We start from the raw sequence: 17,096 nt of genomic DNA, 5'->3' as shown, positions 1-17,096 counted from the left end.
TAACCTCTTTTCAATCATAGCCCTTGACGAATGATGAATGACGAATAGCGAGTGGCGAATTGTGAACCGCTGTGATTTGTTGAGAAGTGGCAGAGAGAAAAGGTTCAGCGTTAAGATGCGATCGAGTCCAAAAAACTGAACAAAACTCAAAACTCAAAACTCAAAACTCCTTCTCCTCATGTTGTTTTTATCTGCGATCGCTCGTCTGCTCAAATCCTGCGTTCCTTCAGCTAAAGTGTCTCGTCGGTTGGGCTGGGTCATTCTTTGTTTGTTGACTGCGCTTTTGGTTGCCGTGCCTGTGCTGTCTCAGCAGCCTGTAACGCTGAAACTATTGATGAGTGCGCCCGATGTACCACCCTGGACGAATTATCTGGTGAAGGAATTTGAGGCGCAGAATCCAGGGATTCGTCTGCAAGTGATCGAAGGACCCAATAATGTCAGTCTGTTGGAGGATCTCTATACCACCGCGTTTTTGCTGGGCGATTCTCCTTACGATCTGGTCAATATGGATATTGTCTGGACACCCAAATTTGCGGCGGCAGGTTGGTTAAAAGATTTGACAGATGAGTTTTCGGAGCAGGAATTAGCCCCTTTTTCGCCCTCTGCGATCGCAGGTGGACGCTATCAAAATCGGCTCTATCGTTTACCGACTCGCAGCGATGCGGGAATGCTGTATTACCGGAAAGATTTATTGCAAGCGGCAAACCTCGAACCGCCCAAAACCTTTGAAGACGTAGAACGGATTTCTAAAACCTTGCAGCAGCAGCAAGCGGTTCGTTGGGGCTACCTGTGGCAGGGCAAGCAATATGAAGGAGCCGCTGCCATGTTTGTTGAGGTGCTGAAAGGCTTTGGTGGGTTTTGGGTCAATCCCGACACGCTCGAAGTCGGGCTAGATCAACCCGAAGCAATTCGTGCCGTTGAGTTTCTGCGGAACACCGTCAGCCAAGGAATTTCCCCACCCGGCGTAACAACCTACGTGGAAGAAGACACGCGCCGCATTTTTCAAAATGGGGAAGCTGCCTTTTTGCGAAATTGGCCCTATGCCTGGTCGCTACTCAATGCCGACAATTCCCCCGTAAAAGGCAAAGTAGGCATTGTGCCGATGATTCCTGCTGCTGGGCAGACTGGCGGTTCGTGTCTAGGCGGTTGGGGTTTAGGCATTTCTAAAACCTCAAAACATCCCCAGGAGGCGCTTAGGGCAATTCGCTTTTTGATGAGTGAAACTGCCCAAAAACAAGTTGTGCTGGATGCGGGCTATGTGCCAACTCGCGAAGCCCTATTTACCGATGCCGCGATCGCCGCCAAATATAGCCACTATCCTGATTTGCAAAAAGTGGTAAAAAATGGCATACTCCGTCCCCCGATCGCCCAATATGCCCAAGCCTCCGACATTCTTCAGCGCTATCTCAGTGCCGCCCTCACCAATCAGCAATCTTCAGAACAGGCAATGAAAGGAGCAGCAGAGGAAACCCGGCGACTGGTGGAAGCAGGGAAGCGGGCGTAGAGAGGTAAAGAAGTAGAGGAGTGAAACTTAAAACTCAAAACTTAAAACTCAAAACTTAAAACTCAAATGATCAGCAAATCCACGATTCGATCGCAAGAACAACGCACCGGGCTTTACCTAACCTTGCCTGCTTTGGCGATTTTGCTATTGGTGTTTGCCTATCCGATTGGGCGATCGCTGTGGTTGGGGTTCTTTGCCCAAAATTTGGGAACCGAGTTAAAGCCTGTATTTGTCGGCATCAGTAACTATGTCCGCATTTTTGGCGATGGACACTTTTGGCAAACCTTTGGAGTGACGGTGCGGTTTACGGTGCTATCGGTGTTGCTGGAGGTAATCCTAGGAATCGCGATCGCGCTGGTGCTAAATCAAGCGTTTCGAGGGAGAAGTGTGGTAAGAGCGATCGCGCTGCTTCCTTGGGCATTGCCCACCGCGCTGATTGCGCTCGGCTGGACGTGGATTTTTAATGATCAGTACGGCATTGCGAACGATATTTTACTGCGGCTAAATCTGGTGCAGTCGGGCATCAACTGGCTAGGAGAACCTTTTACCGCAACCCTAGCGCTAATTGTGGCAGATGTCTGGAAAACGACCCCCTTCGTTAGTATTTTGCTACTGGCAGGGTTGCAATCCATTCCAGGGGATTTGTATGAAGCGCATTCGCTGGAGGGGGCTTCCTCTTGGCAAAGCTTTTGGCAGATTACGCTACCGCTGTTGCTGCCTCAAATTGTGATTGCCACCTTGTTTCGTTTTGCTCAAGCCTTTGGCATTTTTGATCTGGTTCAGGTGATGACGGGCGGTGGTCCCGGCGGCTCTACGGAGGTCGTATCGCTATACATTTACGCGAATGCCATGCGCTACCTGGATTTTGGCTACGCCTCCGCCCTAATCGTGGTCACCTTTTTGCTGCTGGTGCTTGCCATTGTATTAGGCAGTGGGTTGATCCGGCGATCGGCTTCGCTTAGGGAATAGACCCGGAAAAAGTTATCAATGCACCGTAGATTACTACACAGGAAAATGGCTTGGTCGCGATCGCCAGCGATTCCCTAAATCTTCTCTTAACCTGAATATCGAGGTAAAAATCAAGGCGTTGCTGAATCGAGATATGAAATTTGTAGGGACAATCCCTTGTAATTGCCCCTACAAATTTCAGAGAGGGTAGGCACAAGGCGCTACCCCTACCCGTGGAAATCATGTTTGTATTCAGCAATACCAAAATCAAAACTTTTTGAGGATAGGGTGAAGAACATCTCCTTATTTTTATGTTTTTAGATAAATCTAAACTTTTTAGTGAGAAAACTAAAATCAGTTTATTATCTTTAGTATTAATCTAAATTAATCTATGCTCATCCTAGAAACTTGTGAATGCGCGAATAGATTTAAAGCCTTCTAACTATCTAAGAAAAAGAGCTATCAGTAAAAAATATGAATATCTGATCATATAAGTCTTTTTCTTAAGATGTAAAGCTTTTATCCTTAGCTATCACAACGATTTAACTGAGTGCATCCCGCTTTTGCGAGTTGACCCTCATCCCCCAGCCCCTTCTCCCAAAATAAGATAGGAAAGCAAGATTCAAAGTCTCTCCCAGTGCAGGAGAGACTTTGAGTGAGGATTACAAATGTGGGATTACCTGATTTAACTTTGGGTTAATTGATTGATTTATTAAGTTCAAACGCTTGGAGGATTTCAACTGCATGAGTCAAAATCTTAAACCATGGACGGCTATTCCACTGTTGAATATTGAAGTTGATAATATTTCACTGATTGATCTACTTACTCACCTTAAACAAGGAATTGTTTTCACTCCAAATGTTAATCATCTGATTAAACTGCAGCAAGATCTAGAATTTTGGCGGATTTACAAATCTGCTGACTACAGATTATGCGATAGCCAAATTCTTCTGTATGCTTCACGCTTGTTAGGCAATCAAATTTGCGAGAGAATTTCAGGCTCAGACTTTTTTCCTGCCTTCTACACATTTCATAAAGACAATTCAGATGTCACTATTTTTCTGCTTGGAGGACTGGAAGGCGTTCCAGAAAAAGCAGCAGCAGCAATCAATTCAAAGTCGGAGCGGAGGATGGTTGTAGGAACATACTCTCCACCCTTTGGCTTTGAAAACGATGAGCAAGAATGCCAGTTGATTGTTGACAAGATTGTTCAATCTGGTGCAAGCGTTTTGGCAGTAGGAGTCGGGGCACCCAAACAAGAAAAGTGGATTTGGAAATTCAAGCATAAGTTGCCAAAAGTAAAGATTATTTTAGCAATTGGGGCAACAATCAATTTTGAAGCTGGCATTGTCGATCGCGCTCCTAAATGGTTAAGCAACTCAGGTTTAGAGTGGCTCTTTCGATTGATGATTGAACCTAAGCGACTGTGGAAACGCTATGTATTTGATATGTTTCCCCTTGTCTGGCTGCTTTTAAGGCAAAAGGTTGGTTTATATTCTAATCCTTGGACTGTGACTCATGACTCTGTAGAAGTTGATGAAGTTTCATCATTATAGAAGTTACGCACTGTACAAATTAAGATGAGTATGCATCAACGAAATTGCTGAATTTGAGGGTTTCTAAGCCTTAAGTTCAACTTGAAGTTTCTGTTCAAAAATGCCTCTAAACCTGCGAGTAAAGGTGTTTTACGACACCCAATTTAGAGGGTGCATATTTTGATTTTCTGTCAATGCGTAAGTCTTAAATTAGATAACTTTCTAATAAGTTAGGCACGGAAATCGATCTCTTCAATAAAAACGAATCACTCACTTTTTACGTACCATGCAGCAAACTTCATCTCCAACAGCCAAAGAGACTAGTAAAGAAGATATTGGAGTTGCATTTCTAGCTCCAGAGTTAGAAATGCATAGAAAGCAACTAAAAATTCTGATGATGGGACCAAGCTTAAGTCAGCAAGGTGGAATGGCAACAGTCCAGAATCTGATTGTTCAAAAGGTTACAAACGATGTTCAAATTGAGCATGTCGCTACCCATGAAGAAGGAAATATTTTTTTCAAAACTAAAATATTTTGCAATGCGATTAATAAACTTCTTCTAAGTTTATTAAGAAACAGTTGTGATTTAGTTCATCTACATGTTTCTGAAAAAGGAAGTGTTCTTAGAATTTCTATCCTTGTGCTAGTGACGCGCTTGTTTCAAAAACCAGTAATGATTCACACTCATGGTTGTGAATTTCATAGTTTTTATGATTCTCTACCCTTGTTTCTTCAGATGTGTGTAAGTTGGATTTTTAAACAGTGCGTTTGTGTATTTGTATTGTCTAAAAGTTGGCAAGATTATTATGTTTCTCAGTGTGGGCTTTCACTAGAGCGAACTTTTGTCTTGACAAACCCGGTAGATTTTCCAGAGGCTATCCCAGACAGAAGCAGTGCCGAGAAAGTAACTTTTCTTTTTCTGGGGCGCGTGGGTCAACGTAAAGGATCATTTGACCTGCTTCAAGCATTTTCTAATCTTCCGAAAGAGGATCAAGAGAAAGCGGCACTCATCATTGCAGGAGATGGGGAGGTTGAAAAAGCGCGTGACCTTGTAGAAACATTAGGAATTCAATCCTATGTTTCTATTCGCGGTTGGTTGTCACAAGAAAAGTGTAAAGAACTCCTTGCTCAAGCAGATGTTTTTATTTTGCCCTCTTACAATGAGGGGCTTCCTATGGCTATTCTGGAAGCGATGGGCTGGGGGCTTCCTATCATTAGCACCCCTGTAGGAGGAATACCAGAAATTATTGTTTCAGGTAAGACAGGATTGTTAGTTCCTCCTGGGAATGTACAGGAAATTAAAGCTGCCATTCAGTTCTTCATAGAAAATAAAGAACAAAGAGTAGCTTGGGGAATCGCTGCCAGGGATTGTGTGGCACCGCTAGCAATAGAAAACTACTCTTTGCAACTGGCTAAGATTTATCGAGAAGCCATTACGTCGAGTGAATTTGTAGGAGTAGATTGTTTTTAATGTCACCTAGTTATGGATGACATTTAGTTTGGTCGTTAAAAATATGGGGTCTTTGCTTTTCAATGTCGAATGTTGAGATTCCCAAGATCCCCATATAAAATGCCACGTCCTCCCGTACCCAGATAAACTCGTCCAAATATCAGGCGATCGCCCTCTAAAAAATTTATGTTGCTCAGTCTCTGTTGGTCTGACGAGATTTTGATCCATTTTGCTTTCGCAGCATCTCCGGGCAGCATCGTTGCATCATCGGAGCGGAACAGCCCTTCAACACCATTGATAGTTCCATAAACAAATGTAGACGGGTTTTGATGTCCGGGGGCTGGTTTTCCAAACGCGACTTCATTTGCCTGTTGAATTTGAGCCAGTTTAGTGAATGACAAACCTGCATCACTAGAACGATACAGGCGGTTGTTATGAATACTCAACCAAACCTCTCCTCGCATTCCAGGAACGGCTTTAACTGAATGCAGATAAAAATTGGGTAGTCCCGTTACAGTTTTTTGCCAGGTTGCGCCGCTGTTTGTACTTCGGTAAAACGCTCCCTGATTAGGACGATCGCTGTACTTGTAAAGATAAAATAATTCACCATCTACTCGGTCTGACGCGATCGGCTGATTGGAAAACCACAGTTGTGCAGTGGTCTGATTTGGAGCATTTTGCATAGATAGCCAGGTTTTACCGCCATCCAACGATCGCTGCGGAAAAACATCGCCTTGAGGTGCCCAAACGATAATCGGTTTTCCGTTGGCTTGAAGCGTTGCCGATACTGCTACTTTGCCATTTGCTGCCCCCACGGGCAAGTTGATAAAAGAGTCCCAAGTTTGCCCATTATTGCTAGAATAAGCCCCCTGTCCTTGACTATCTTCCCGTCCGCCTTTGCCTGGAAAACTACCAACCCTCACGATAATTTTGGGATCAGCTTCAGAGAAATCGATGCCTGTAGTATCGCTAAATTTCCCATTATCATAGGTTTGGCTAGGGATAGAGGAAAGCGATTCATGTCTAAATCCCTGCATATCAGCAACCCCGCTAAAGAGATGCGATTCTCCTGCAACGGGAGGGCTTTTCACGACAAACACCACCAGTTCTTCCAAATTGTTCATATAGGTACACCACTGGGATGCAGAGGTTGTGATGTCATCGGTTCGCATGACCCCAAAGCCTGTAGTGAGCCAGACCTGCTTAGGTTGATAGGGATTGATGGCTAGCCCCCCCGTTAAGGTATACAAGTGCCATTTGGGCCACCATTTCACCGCTTCCACATTCGGCTTGATGGATTGCCACTGAGTTCCCCCGTCGGTACTCCGATACAATCCTTCTGGGGTGAACGGATAGGTCGCAACCATGACAGTCTTTGGGTCTTGAGCATAACCCGCGATCGCGGAATAGTTCTTTCCACTTTGAGGAGTAATTTGTGCCCATATCCCAGCCTGGTATTTCCAAACGCTGCCTTGAGGATTGGATGGTGTGGTAAAAAAGGTGATGTACACCGTTCCATCCGCTGCAATCATTGCTTGTTGAGGATTTTGGCTGGAGTCAGGTCCATCGGCTAGCAATGACCAAGTTTTTCCGCCGTCCTCACTGCGATAAACGCCCTGACCCATCACCCCGGCGTAAAGGACTTGAGATCCGGTTTTGGAAGAGCGATCGCCTTGACGAGAGCGAGGATCAAACACGACAAATGCAATTCCTCCCTGCGTTCCCTTACTGGGAAAACTCTCGACAGGTTGCCAGGATTTTGCTCCATCATCACTTCGATACAACCCATCCAACCGAGACCCGAAATATACAATCTGACTATTATTGGGATCAACTGCCAGCCGTTCTCCTGCCCAGCGCCACTCCTCATTCCCTCCCATCCGCAGCCGCGCACCTGCAGAAGTTCGTAGGTTAGTTAAAGTCCAAGTTGCGCCTCGATTAATCGACTTCAACACGTCGCCATTGGCATCACGGGTGTAAGCCCCTGTTGCGGCATAAATTACGTTTGGATTGCTTGGATCGAGCGCAATGCTCTCAATGTTGTAGCGATCGCGCTGCTTATCCATCAGTTGCACCCAGCTAGATGTTGCTGCGTTCCAACGATAAACGCCTCCAACATCCGTGCGAGTGTAAATCAGGTCACGTTCTTTAGGATGAATCACCAACCCTGTAACGAACCCCATCCCGGCGATCGCCACATTGTTCCAAGTATAAGATCCCGATTGAACACGGGAAGTAGCTTCCGAGGAAACAAGAGCAGGATTGAACTGAGTTGTTGTAGGCAGAGAAGATAAAGAACAGCCAGATGAAAGCTGGATATTAGTGCAGCCTGTGAAACTAAAAGTGATGCATACGATCACAACAGCAAGGATGCTGGGCTGGTGTTGCTGAAGTTGGATTGACATATGATCACCTTTTTCTTTGATATACCAACACAAATTGCGGTCATTCGTATTTCAAAAGTAAAAGTTTCATAATGTCATCATTCCTGATAAAAACTTATAGGATTTCAAGTTAAGGCTGTTACTTTTACTTCCCCCAATACCCCAAATCACTCCCTTGATGTAACTCAAAGTTGGCTTGTAGCGCAAGCATCAAATCAACCAAAAAGGCACAGATAGAAAGTGGGAATAGAAGAACTACTTTCCCAAATGACTTGTATCGGAGACTCTGGAATCGGCGCGTCAGAATAAAGGGTGGAATAAGCCACCATCCTTTCACGATAGTCATTCTCTGAATACATTTGCCAAGCCAATCGGGATCTTCCTCATTTAGTTTTTTAACTAGTGATCCTGCGTGCTGTTGCGAATCATCCATATCTTCAAGATATTTATAAATTAGTTTGTTGACAGTATCAAGGATAATAAGCCACCTTTCATGTCGCAATAAGCGATCAACTTGCGTATATGCTTCAAAAGTATGTGATGCAGACTTTGCCAGAATGACTCGATTTGGGTCGGCAGATGATTGCAGTCCATCAGTAACAACCATGGTGTATATGAAAGAATCCTCTCCTGGCAAACAAGTGGGCAGCCAGATTTGATGTAATATCTCTGACCTACTGCAGTAGAGTTGTCCACAGATCCAGGCTGAACTCTCTTCGATACTTTTTTTCTCTGATAAACCAGACGCTAAAACCGAGAGCTTTTCCATTAAGCTCCTCTTCTGTTTTAATGCTATGTCCTTAATTGGTTTATCTACTGCAACCCACGCATTCGGCATTGTTTCTAATACGTCTATCATTGAAGACAGGGTATCAGGCTGAAGAAATTCAATATCAGCATCCATCAAGAACAAATACTTTGCACTTGGTTTAGATAGTTGGTGTACATAAGTATTCCATGCGTTGGACTTTCCAGCCTGTGTTAACTCGCAAACTTGCCAACAAACTTGAGGATAAACAGAAGGAGTAACTAATTCTTCAAGCGTAGACCGAGAAACAGTTGCAGTGTCATCAGTACAACCATTAGGCACAACAATAATCTCAATGCTCACATCGGAATTCGCTTGACTCAATAGACTTTGCTGTACCAGAGAAGTTAAGGTTTGGCGAATAGAAAGAGATTCGTTATAAGCCAGAACACCAATACTAATATTTAGCTGCATGGTTAAGCTGTTCATCATTCAAGGGTATTCAGGAAGTTGTCCCCCTTTCCTGGCTGGGATCGCCTTAAAAATTTTAAATTCATAACAGCTTATCACCAGTGCATTAGACTGACTGATCAATTTGGTCAAGTTCTTTACGATAAATCACGAAATCTTGAGAGCCTTCATAGCTTATTACTTTGGCAGGAATACCCACCGCAACTGCATTATCTGGCAAATCTTTTGTCACAACTGCATTAGCGCCAATTGCTACGTCATTCCCAATTGTAATTGCACCAAATATTTTTGCTCCTGGACCAATAAAAACGCGATCGCCAATCTTCGGAGTTCCCCGGGTTTCTCCCCTTCCACCAATCCCAATCGTTACCTGCTGACTTACATTGCAGTAATCGCCTAATTCCGCATCGATATGAATAACAATTCCATTCGTATGGGGCATTAGAATACCCTTACCTATTTTTGCTCGGTTCGGCACTTCTGAACCCGCTATAGTCTCCATAACTTTTTGTGAAACAAAACACAATAATTTGAGAACTAGACGAATAACTGGGAAATGAAAATAATAGTGAACCCATCGACTTACTCGATACTGGGTACTCGCCCAAATTCCTTTTGTTCCTAAAACAGCAACGAACCAGTGAGATGAGTTTAAGAGGACATATCTATCGATATCTGCCTTCAACTCATCTACCATAGTTGACCAAGCCTTTAAAGCCTCTGCAAAGCCACTTTGTTTTTCCATTAAAACACTGAGTTATAGTGAATAAAAGCATTCAAATAAATAAAAAATTACGCTTCAACTAAATATTTAGTAACTGCTGATATTTTAGTAATGCAGCTTCTAAAGAAAACTCATCAGCCCGTTGTTGCAAAACTTGAGTTTTAGTTTGTTCTTGAAGCGTGTCTATAATTGCCTCAGTCATCCCAGCCACATCTCCTACTTTTACAAGTTTTCCATACTGTCCATTTCCCAAAATTTCACTTGGACCACTTTCACAATCAGTAGAAACAACTGGAGTTCCAGCAGCCATTGCTTCAACTAAAACATTACCAAATCCTTCCCACGCGGATGAAAGAACTAGCAATCTTGAATGCGCCATGTAGGTGTAGGGGTTGGACACAAATCCTGGCAAACTAACATCATCCAATAAACCAAGTTGAGCAATTAAAGCTTCTAAATTAGAGCGCTCTGTGCCTTCTCCCAAAATAACTAGCCGTGATGGTTGCTGTTGTCTCACTTGAGCAAAAGACTTGATTAGAGTCATAAAATCTTTTTGCCGATCAAGTCGTCCAACTGCCAAAATAACGGGTAGTTGATCAGGCTTAAACCATGCATGATTTAAGGGTTCTCGAATTTTTTTTAATAACTCAGTAGTAACAATTGGATTATAAATAGTATGGGTTTTAGCAGAGGGCGAACCAAACCGCTGGAGGTCTTGAACCACTCCATGGGAAACCCCAACTACAGCATCGGCTCCAGGATAAAACCACCGAATTAAATGGGGTACAAAGCGACGTTTCAATTGCGTTGCATTATGAATCTCGGCAGAAAGATGATTATGGACTGTAACCACGACTTGAACAGCAACGCCTGAAAGATGTTTTGCCAAAATCGCCACCATGTTCGTGTCCTCTAAAGCAGACATTAAAACTTTGGGCTTCTCCTGTCTTAAATACTTCACGAGTGCCGGTAGGCTCGTTAATAATCGCTGTCCCTTCAAATCTACAACTCGTACATTCGGGGGAACTTGAGACAAATAAGCACCAACAGTCTGCACTAACACAAGATCAACGGTTAAGCCTTTTTCAGTAAAACCATTCGTCAGGTTCAGCATGACTCGTTCAGCACCGCCTCCCCTTAAGTCCATTAGAAATATTGCTAGATCTGTCACAATTGCCCATCCAAAGAGGAAATATTGTTTCTCAAATATTCGTCGCTAGGGTGCGAAACTCTAAGTTGTCTTATAGACAACGCCATTGCAATGAACATAACCCAATAAATTGAGTTGTGTTCAACAATAGTATTTTCGGTATGGTTATACATAAAGAAAAACGTGACATAGATGATAGGTAATAAGCCAGCAGTTGTTTTATCTATTCGTAGCCAACCAATTGCACGAATATATACATTGCCAATGCTAATAGTGAAAAAGATAAGCCCAATCAAACCTAAATCCAACGCTGTATTGATATAACCATTGTGTGCGTGAGGTGGCTTATATTGAACAGCTTTCCATACAGCATTTGCCTCACCATCTGGTTGCCAAAAACCCTGAAAACCATAACCAATCCAAGGACGTTCAGCTATTTTTTCCAGGGCTACCTCCCAAAGCACTGTTCGACCGCTCAGTGAAGGATCTCTGCCTAAAGATAGCAGTAAGCTTTCCCAGTTGCCAACTATGACAGCACCAATACTACCTCCAATAATAATCAGTGTGATTACAAGTGGAATAGTAATCGTTGTTTTCCAGCGCAAAGCTCGGTAAAGCGGCAACAATATCATCAGACTGATGAAAATTAATAGAGCCGTTTTAGAACCAGAAAGAAATAATAAGATAAATGAAATAAAGCCACTAAGCCAGAAAAAATAGGGGCGTTTATCTTTTTGCATTGCCGCTAGTAAGCAAACAGGAACTGATAATGTCATTAGACGAGCAAGTAGATTCTTTTGAGTAAAAGGACCTCGCCATGCTCCAGCATTTGCGCCAGTTTCAATTGCGGTTCCCCGAAATGCCAAGCTGAACAGTAAGGAAATAATCGCAACTATTCCCAGAGACAAGGCTAATAGACGTAATTGCTCTTTTAAACTAAACCGGGATGCCACATACAAACCAAAAAGGGCGGTTTGAACTGCATTAAACCCTTTTCGAGAAGATACATCAGGAAAATCAGACCAGAAGAACGAAACAAGAACTAGACCAACAAGTCCCCAAACTAATTTATTACGAAGTGCCGTTTGAATTGAACCGCGCCATCGGGCAATTAGTAACAGTGTGGTAATGCCGTACACTGCTAGTTGAATGATGGATAGCACAGGATAAATTGGATTGTATGCTGCTGCTGCATCTGCTCTAGGATCTGGACTAATGTATAAGCTATCGAAGGAGAGTACGCCTGTGAAAAAAATCAGCCCGAAAACAGTGAACCCTTTTTCAAATAGGTTAAGTAGTGGATTCATGACTTGAAGCGGTAGTAGAAAAGCTTGGACAAAATTTGGATTCTGTCTGTCAAATTGGCGATCGCAAAATATTTGCGAATACACTCTTGAACGTCTGGTTCGACTGTAGAGGTAGAACGCTTATGGTCTTTAAATTCTTTTACGCCAGCAGCAAAAATGTTGTTAGCAAATCTGCTTAACTGCGGAAAATTTACCTTCATCCAATAAGCGGTCAAAATGTGAATCTTTGCACTTTTCTGATGATCTTTTTGACCCGTAAAAAGATTATTACCATGCAGTCTTTGTAATGCTAATTCATCTTTTAATATAAAACCTGCACTTAATCCTAATGCCACAAATTTGATATAGCTATCGCTTAAAGAAACTTCTTTTTCTTCAGGCATTGGCAGAATTTGACTCAGAAGTAGACGAGTAAAACATAAACCAGAAGTAGCAGGAATTATGAATGGACTCCCTAACTTTCCCCAAAGCATTTGCGATCGAACATCCTGCTTGGAAGAGATATACCTAATTTTTTGAGGAAAATACTCCTCATCAGCAATAATTGCAGATCCTTCAGTATTAACGGCAGTTAAAGAATGAAAACACCAACCAAGCTCTTGCTGGTTTCCTAAAATTTCTACAACTCTTTGTATCTTCGTCGGCAAAAACATATCATCAGAGTCTAAGAGACAAATAACTTGCCCTCGACTCGCTAAAAAACCAGTATTAAATGCAGAGGCTTGCCCTCCATTCTCTTTAAGAATTGACTTGATGCGATCGCCATATTGAGCAATGACCTGTCGTGAATCATCGATTGATCCATCGTCTACAATGATGACCTCAACATGAGGATAAATCTGGTTCAGCGCGCTATCGATCGCATCTCCTAAAAAATGCCCATAGTTATAGTTGTTAATCAAAATACTGACTAAGGGAGATTCACTCATGCCTACTTTCCTTAAAACTCACAATATAGCTCTGTATTTTTTGATGGGTAGCAGGAACCATTGCAGCAATAACTAAACCCCCAATCATCCACCATCCAAGTTGCCAGACAAACAATGCCGCTCCAAAAGCAGCCCACCATAATATTGGCAACCCATAGTTAAATTGACTAACATTACGAGTGGCATATCTGTGAATGATTCCATAACTAATAAATGCAGCTATTTCAGCCCAGCCATATCCTACAAGTCCTAGCTGAGGAATTAACACTAAAGCACCAACTGCAAAAATAACGACGTTGACTAAATGAAATATAGTCACCTCCCAATTTTTCTGTAAAACATACAGAACCGAGCAGTGCAAATTAAATAGCGAATTCGTGAGAGATGCTAAAGCAATAAATGGATACACCTGCAACACAGGCAACCACTTAACACCAAATAGAATGGGTAATATGAGGGGAAGCACCCATGCTAGAAATACTAATGGAGGTCCCAGAGCGAGAACTTGTAACCCCATCCCTTCATCGATCGCTTTACGTAACCGCTCTTTATCATCTTGAACCTTCGCCAGTGCAGCAATTGAAAGCCGCCAAGTTACATTTTTAATAAAGCCAAGGACTTCAACCATCCGACTCGCTAAAGCAATATAGCCAACAGCCTCAGCGCCCGCATAGCGACCAACGATCATTGGACTTACAAGAATGCGAGCCTGCCAAATCCAGGATGACGCTGAATACCCAACACTGTAACCCAGCATTTGTCGAACTAATTTAGTATCCCAGTAAAATCTAGGTCTATAGCGGGTCACCCAAAGCAATAACAAAAGTGATTGAATTTGTTGTACCCACCACCCCGCAACTGGTGCCCATACTCCCCACCCTTGAAAAGCTAGGGGAATTGCAACTAAAAAGAAAATGACCTGATTAGCCAGTTCAACGATCGCAACCCGCTTATAGTCCAAATCTCGCTCAATCTTTGCCATAGGAACTTGAGCAACCAAGACAATCGGCAAAGTAAGGAAAATAGACTGGGCAACAGCAGCAAATCCCTCCAAACGTGTCCATGATTGCAGGAGCGGTATGCTAAGAATACCAACGCCCATGCCAACAAATCCTAGTATTAATAAAAGCGTGAATGCTTGATGGTAAACATTGACATGTTCTTCACGCTCTTCCCGTCGAACTAGATACACCTCAATTCCCAGTTGGCTAATAATTTGCAAATACCAGGCAATTCCAAACGTTGCGGTATAAAGACCATAATTCTCAGGTCCAATTAACCGAGTAAGAAGCAACACCCCACCAAGGCTGATTACCATGCCGATCGATTGGCGAACAGCAAGATAAAAACCACCAGCCATTACTTTTGCGCGAATGCTCATAGGATTTTTCTAGAAGAAGATGATGGAGTAGTCGTTTGCAAGCGTTAACGATTGATGCAGAATCCGGTGAAAAATCTAATCAGCACAAGAACCTAAATAGATTTTTTATCTAGGTTTCCCAATACCTAAAAAGGTAAGCACTTTATGAGCTAAATTAGGTCGATTTCCCAAAGTCGCTCTGTCCTTGTGATAAGCCTTACCCTGATGGAGATAGCTGATAGGTTCATTTCCCTCTATCGCACCATTCACCACTAAACCCAAAACTTCTTGATTAGACTGAGCCAACAAATCTCTAGCTCCTGTAGCACTGGCAACATCAATGACCCCAGGACGAGCAATTAGCAAAATACCATCAACCATTCTTCCTAAGACTAAAACATCAGAAACAAAAAGAAGAGGCGGAGTATCAAAGATCACAAGATCATAAATTTGAGAAAACTCCTCTACTAAAGTAGCCATCTGGCTAGAGTCGATAATCGCTAAAGAGTTTGGCGGAATCGTTCCAGCAGACAGCACATCAAGATTTTCTTGAACTGGCTTAATGACTGTTTTGGCAGCGACAGAGTTAATGGCTAAATCGCTTAAGCCAGATGTATTCGTTAAATTCCAGATATGGTGCTGAACTGGATGATGCAAATCTGCATCGACGAGTAAAACTTTCTTTCCTAACTGCGAGATACACAGTGCTAGGTTCGCGGAAACTGTAGACTTGCCCTCTTTGGAAACTGAGCTAGTAACAACAATAGTCTTCAAACCTTGGTCAGGCTTTAAAAATTTGAAGTTAGAGTAAAGTATCCGGTAAGATTCACTAACCAAACTGAGAGGAGCATCTTTAACAGGAAGTGCTGAGAAGTGAAACTCTGAACCTTTCTTGAAGCTTTTTTGAGTTAGAGGAATCAAACCAATCCAGGGATACTTAAACACACTGCGTAATTCTTTGGTTGTTTTGATTGAAGAGTCTGTTAGCTCAAGGACAAAAGCAGTCACGATGTAAAGTAGACCCCCTACAATAAAACCACCAATTAGAATCAGCTTTGTTTTTGAAGCAATAGGTTGACTCGGAACAGTTGCTGGTGCAACTACACGAGCATTTCCTAAATTTTGATTTTCTGCAATTTGAACTTCTTGCAATCTTTTCACTAGAAGCTCATAGTTAGATTTTGCAGTCCCAACTTCCCGCTCTAATCCTTGTAGTTTCTGTTCCAATTGGGGCAATGTGCTAGCGCGCTGTCGATACAAACCTTGCGATCTCGATAACGAATTTAGCTCATTAACTAAGCCTAAACGCGCAACCTCACTGCTAACAAAGTTCTCAATTAGTTTGTCAGCCAGTGCCGCCTGGGCAGAGTCACCGCTTTGCAAGCTAGCGGAAGGGATGGGTTGCTGACTACCAATAACTTGCTCAATTCGTTCCTTGAGCAGAGCTTTGAGAAATGCCTGTTTTTCTCGCAAATTAATGACTATGGGGCTGGAATCTTGGTAGCGAGATCTCTGAATAGCGAGTTGTGATTCAATCTGCTGGAGTTCAGTTAACGCTTTTTGAACCCCTGAAGATTGGCGAAGAGAGCTTAAAGCGATCGCATCTTCAGAGCTTAACCCTAATTGTTTGTAAAGAGCAGTTATCTGAGCAGATACGTTAGCCAATCGGGCTTGAGCGGTAGCAATCTGATTATTAAATGTTGCGATAGAGCTAACGATTGATTCTGATTCAACCGCTAGACTAACGACACTATTTTTCTCTTTAAAGTTACGCAGCTTAATTTCTGCTTGCTGTAATTCCTCTTCAGTTTTTGGAAGCTGCTGAGTGATGAATTTACGAGCGGCTGTGGTTTCAGTGCGATTGACAAGAACATTGCTATCTAAGTATGTTTTGATCAGCTGATTCACGAAGGCTGCTGCCTCTTTCGGATTGGCACTTTTGTAAGAAACCAGTAAAACGTCTGTTCCTTTAATTCCCTTTGCCGTTAAATCTTTTAGGGCTTTTTCTGGCTCAAGTGGGTTTCCATCCTTATTTTTTAAGTTTAGGGTTGTAATAGTTTTTTGAACTAAAGGGATCGATCGCAGGACTTCCGCTTCTGTATCTACTGGAGTATTTTGTTGGCTAAGCGATTCCAATTCACCGACCTTTGCTGCGCCTTCTGTGAGCAGCGCAGAAGTGGTATCTCTCTTCCTAAAAAGAACCTGACCCTGTGCTTCATAGACAGATTTTTGCGACGTTGTTGCGATCGCGGCTAGTAATAAGACGAGTAAAAAAACACTTCCAGCAGGTAACCAGTGCCGCTTTAAGATCAACCCGTATTTGCCAAAATCAATATCTTCTGGGTAAGACTGGGGTTCCATACGGGCTTTTATTAGAGGAGAGAGGTGACTCTACTCTATCAATTAAATGAAGTACCTCCAAATGGCTGACTCATTCTCCAGAGAAAGTTCATTGAACTGGGCGGAAGTTCAAATTTTGCACTATATTCACTTATTTTCTCCTATTAATTTGAGCGTACTACCCACTCAGGGGATCAATGATTCATTTTGTTTTTATGCGACTAAAAAGAGTGCGATCGCAATTA

The 17,096-nt window shown here is 42.8% G+C and carries 12 protein-coding genes; 4 read left to right on the top strand and 8 right to left on the bottom strand.

Annotated features, from left to right (window positions below; genetic code table 11):
* Positions 1–178: 178 nt before the first annotated feature.
* The 4 genes from AB3R30_RS00510 (at position 179) to AB3R30_RS00495 (ending at position 5,459) form a co-directional block, all read left to right on the top strand.
* A complete protein-coding gene (locus AB3R30_RS00510; RefSeq protein WP_458647176.1) occupies positions 179–1,504 on the top strand; it encodes an ABC transporter substrate-binding protein in 1,326 nt (441 codons plus the stop codon).
* Between the two features lie 66 nt (positions 1,505–1,570).
* Positions 1,571–2,473 (top strand): carbohydrate ABC transporter permease, encoded by a 903-nt coding sequence (locus tag AB3R30_RS00505; protein WP_458647175.1) that lies wholly within the window; start codon positions 1,571–1,573, stop codon positions 2,471–2,473.
* Between the two features lie 723 nt (positions 2,474–3,196).
* Positions 3,197–4,009, top strand: a complete 813-nt coding sequence (locus AB3R30_RS00500) for a WecB/TagA/CpsF family glycosyltransferase (protein ID WP_458647174.1) — start codon at positions 3,197–3,199, stop codon at positions 4,007–4,009.
* Between the two features lie 265 nt (positions 4,010–4,274).
* Positions 4,275–5,459: a glycosyltransferase family 4 protein gene (locus tag AB3R30_RS00495; protein WP_458647173.1), complete on the top strand. Its 1,185-nt coding sequence runs from the start codon at positions 4,275–4,277 to the stop codon at positions 5,457–5,459.
* A 59-nt stretch (positions 5,460–5,518) separates the two neighbouring features.
* On the opposite strand, the gene AB3R30_RS00490 is transcribed toward AB3R30_RS00495, so the two are convergent.
* From AB3R30_RS00490 to AB3R30_RS00455, 8 genes are all read right to left on the bottom strand, one after another.
* Positions 5,519–7,843: a WD40/YVTN/BNR-like repeat-containing protein gene (locus AB3R30_RS00490; RefSeq protein ID WP_458647172.1), complete on the bottom strand. Its 2,325-nt coding sequence runs from the start codon at positions 7,841–7,843 to the stop codon at positions 5,519–5,521.
* A gap of 124 nt (positions 7,844–7,967) precedes the next feature.
* Positions 7,968–9,062: a glycosyltransferase family 2 protein gene (locus AB3R30_RS00485; protein ID WP_458647171.1), complete on the bottom strand. Its 1,095-nt coding sequence runs from the start codon at positions 9,060–9,062 to the stop codon at positions 7,968–7,970.
* Positions 9,063–9,147: 85 nt separating this feature from the next.
* A complete protein-coding gene (locus AB3R30_RS00480) occupies positions 9,148–9,786 on the bottom strand; it encodes a serine O-acetyltransferase (RefSeq protein WP_458647170.1) in 639 nt (212 codons plus the stop codon).
* Between the two features lie 58 nt (positions 9,787–9,844).
* Positions 9,845–10,936: a glycosyltransferase gene (locus tag AB3R30_RS00475; RefSeq protein ID WP_458647169.1), complete on the bottom strand. Its 1,092-nt coding sequence runs from the start codon at positions 10,934–10,936 to the stop codon at positions 9,845–9,847.
* The gene (locus AB3R30_RS00470; RefSeq protein ID WP_458647168.1) at positions 10,933–12,222 is read right to left on the bottom strand and encodes an O-antigen ligase family protein; all 1,290 of its coding nucleotides are present in this window, start codon (positions 12,220–12,222) and stop codon (positions 10,933–10,935) included. Before AB3R30_RS00470 ends, AB3R30_RS00475 begins: the two co-directional genes overlap by 4 nt.
* On the bottom strand, positions 12,219–13,151 hold the full coding sequence (locus AB3R30_RS00465; protein WP_458647167.1) for a glycosyltransferase family 2 protein: 933 nt from the start codon (positions 13,149–13,151) through the stop codon (positions 12,219–12,221). Before AB3R30_RS00465 ends, AB3R30_RS00470 begins: the two co-directional genes overlap by 4 nt.
* Positions 13,144–14,532: an oligosaccharide flippase family protein gene (locus AB3R30_RS00460; protein ID WP_458647166.1), complete on the bottom strand. Its 1,389-nt coding sequence runs from the start codon at positions 14,530–14,532 to the stop codon at positions 13,144–13,146. The genes AB3R30_RS00465 and AB3R30_RS00460 overlap by 8 nt, the downstream gene beginning before the upstream one ends.
* A gap of 105 nt (positions 14,533–14,637) precedes the next feature.
* Positions 14,638–16,872 carry a GumC family protein gene (locus tag AB3R30_RS00455; RefSeq protein ID WP_458647165.1) on the bottom strand — a complete coding sequence of 745 codons (2,235 nt, stop codon included), beginning with the start codon at positions 16,870–16,872 and terminating at the stop codon, positions 14,638–14,640.
* Positions 16,873–17,096 lie beyond the last annotated feature (224 nt).

It is taken from the genome of Sivoneniella epilithica UHCC 1019 (assembly GCF_040830845.1).
Classification (GTDB): domain Bacteria; phylum Cyanobacteriota; class Cyanobacteriia; order Leptolyngbyales; family Leptolyngbyaceae; genus ULC077BIN1.
This window is presented reverse-complemented; position numbering and strand designations above follow the sequence as displayed.

Coding starts and splice junctions, on each gene's coding strand:
- AB3R30_RS00510 (WP_458647176.1), top strand. CDS start 179: ATGTTGTTTTTATCTGCGATCGCTCGTCTGCTCAAATCCTGCGTTCCT.
- AB3R30_RS00505 (WP_458647175.1), top strand. CDS start 1,571: ATGATCAGCAAATCCACGATTCGATCGCAAGAACAACGCACCGGGCTT.
- AB3R30_RS00500 (WP_458647174.1), top strand. CDS start 3,197: ATGAGTCAAAATCTTAAACCATGGACGGCTATTCCACTGTTGAATATT.
- AB3R30_RS00495 (WP_458647173.1), top strand. CDS start 4,275: ATGCAGCAAACTTCATCTCCAACAGCCAAAGAGACTAGTAAAGAAGAT.
- AB3R30_RS00490 (WP_458647172.1), bottom strand. CDS start 7,843: ATGTCAATCCAACTTCAGCAACACCAGCCCAGCATCCTTGCTGTTGTG.
- AB3R30_RS00485 (WP_458647171.1), bottom strand. CDS start 9,062: ATGATGAACAGCTTAACCATGCAGCTAAATATTAGTATTGGTGTTCTG.
- AB3R30_RS00480 (WP_458647170.1), bottom strand. CDS start 9,786: ATGGAAAAACAAAGTGGCTTTGCAGAGGCTTTAAAGGCTTGGTCAACT.
- AB3R30_RS00470 (WP_458647168.1), bottom strand. CDS start 12,222: ATGAATCCACTACTTAACCTATTTGAAAAAGGGTTCACTGTTTTCGGG.
- AB3R30_RS00465 (WP_458647167.1), bottom strand. CDS start 13,151: ATGAGTGAATCTCCCTTAGTCAGTATTTTGATTAACAACTATAACTAT.
- AB3R30_RS00460 (WP_458647166.1), bottom strand. CDS start 14,532: ATGAGCATTCGCGCAAAAGTAATGGCTGGTGGTTTTTATCTTGCTGTT.
- AB3R30_RS00455 (WP_458647165.1), bottom strand. CDS start 16,872: ATGGAACCCCAGTCTTACCCAGAAGATATTGATTTTGGCAAATACGGG.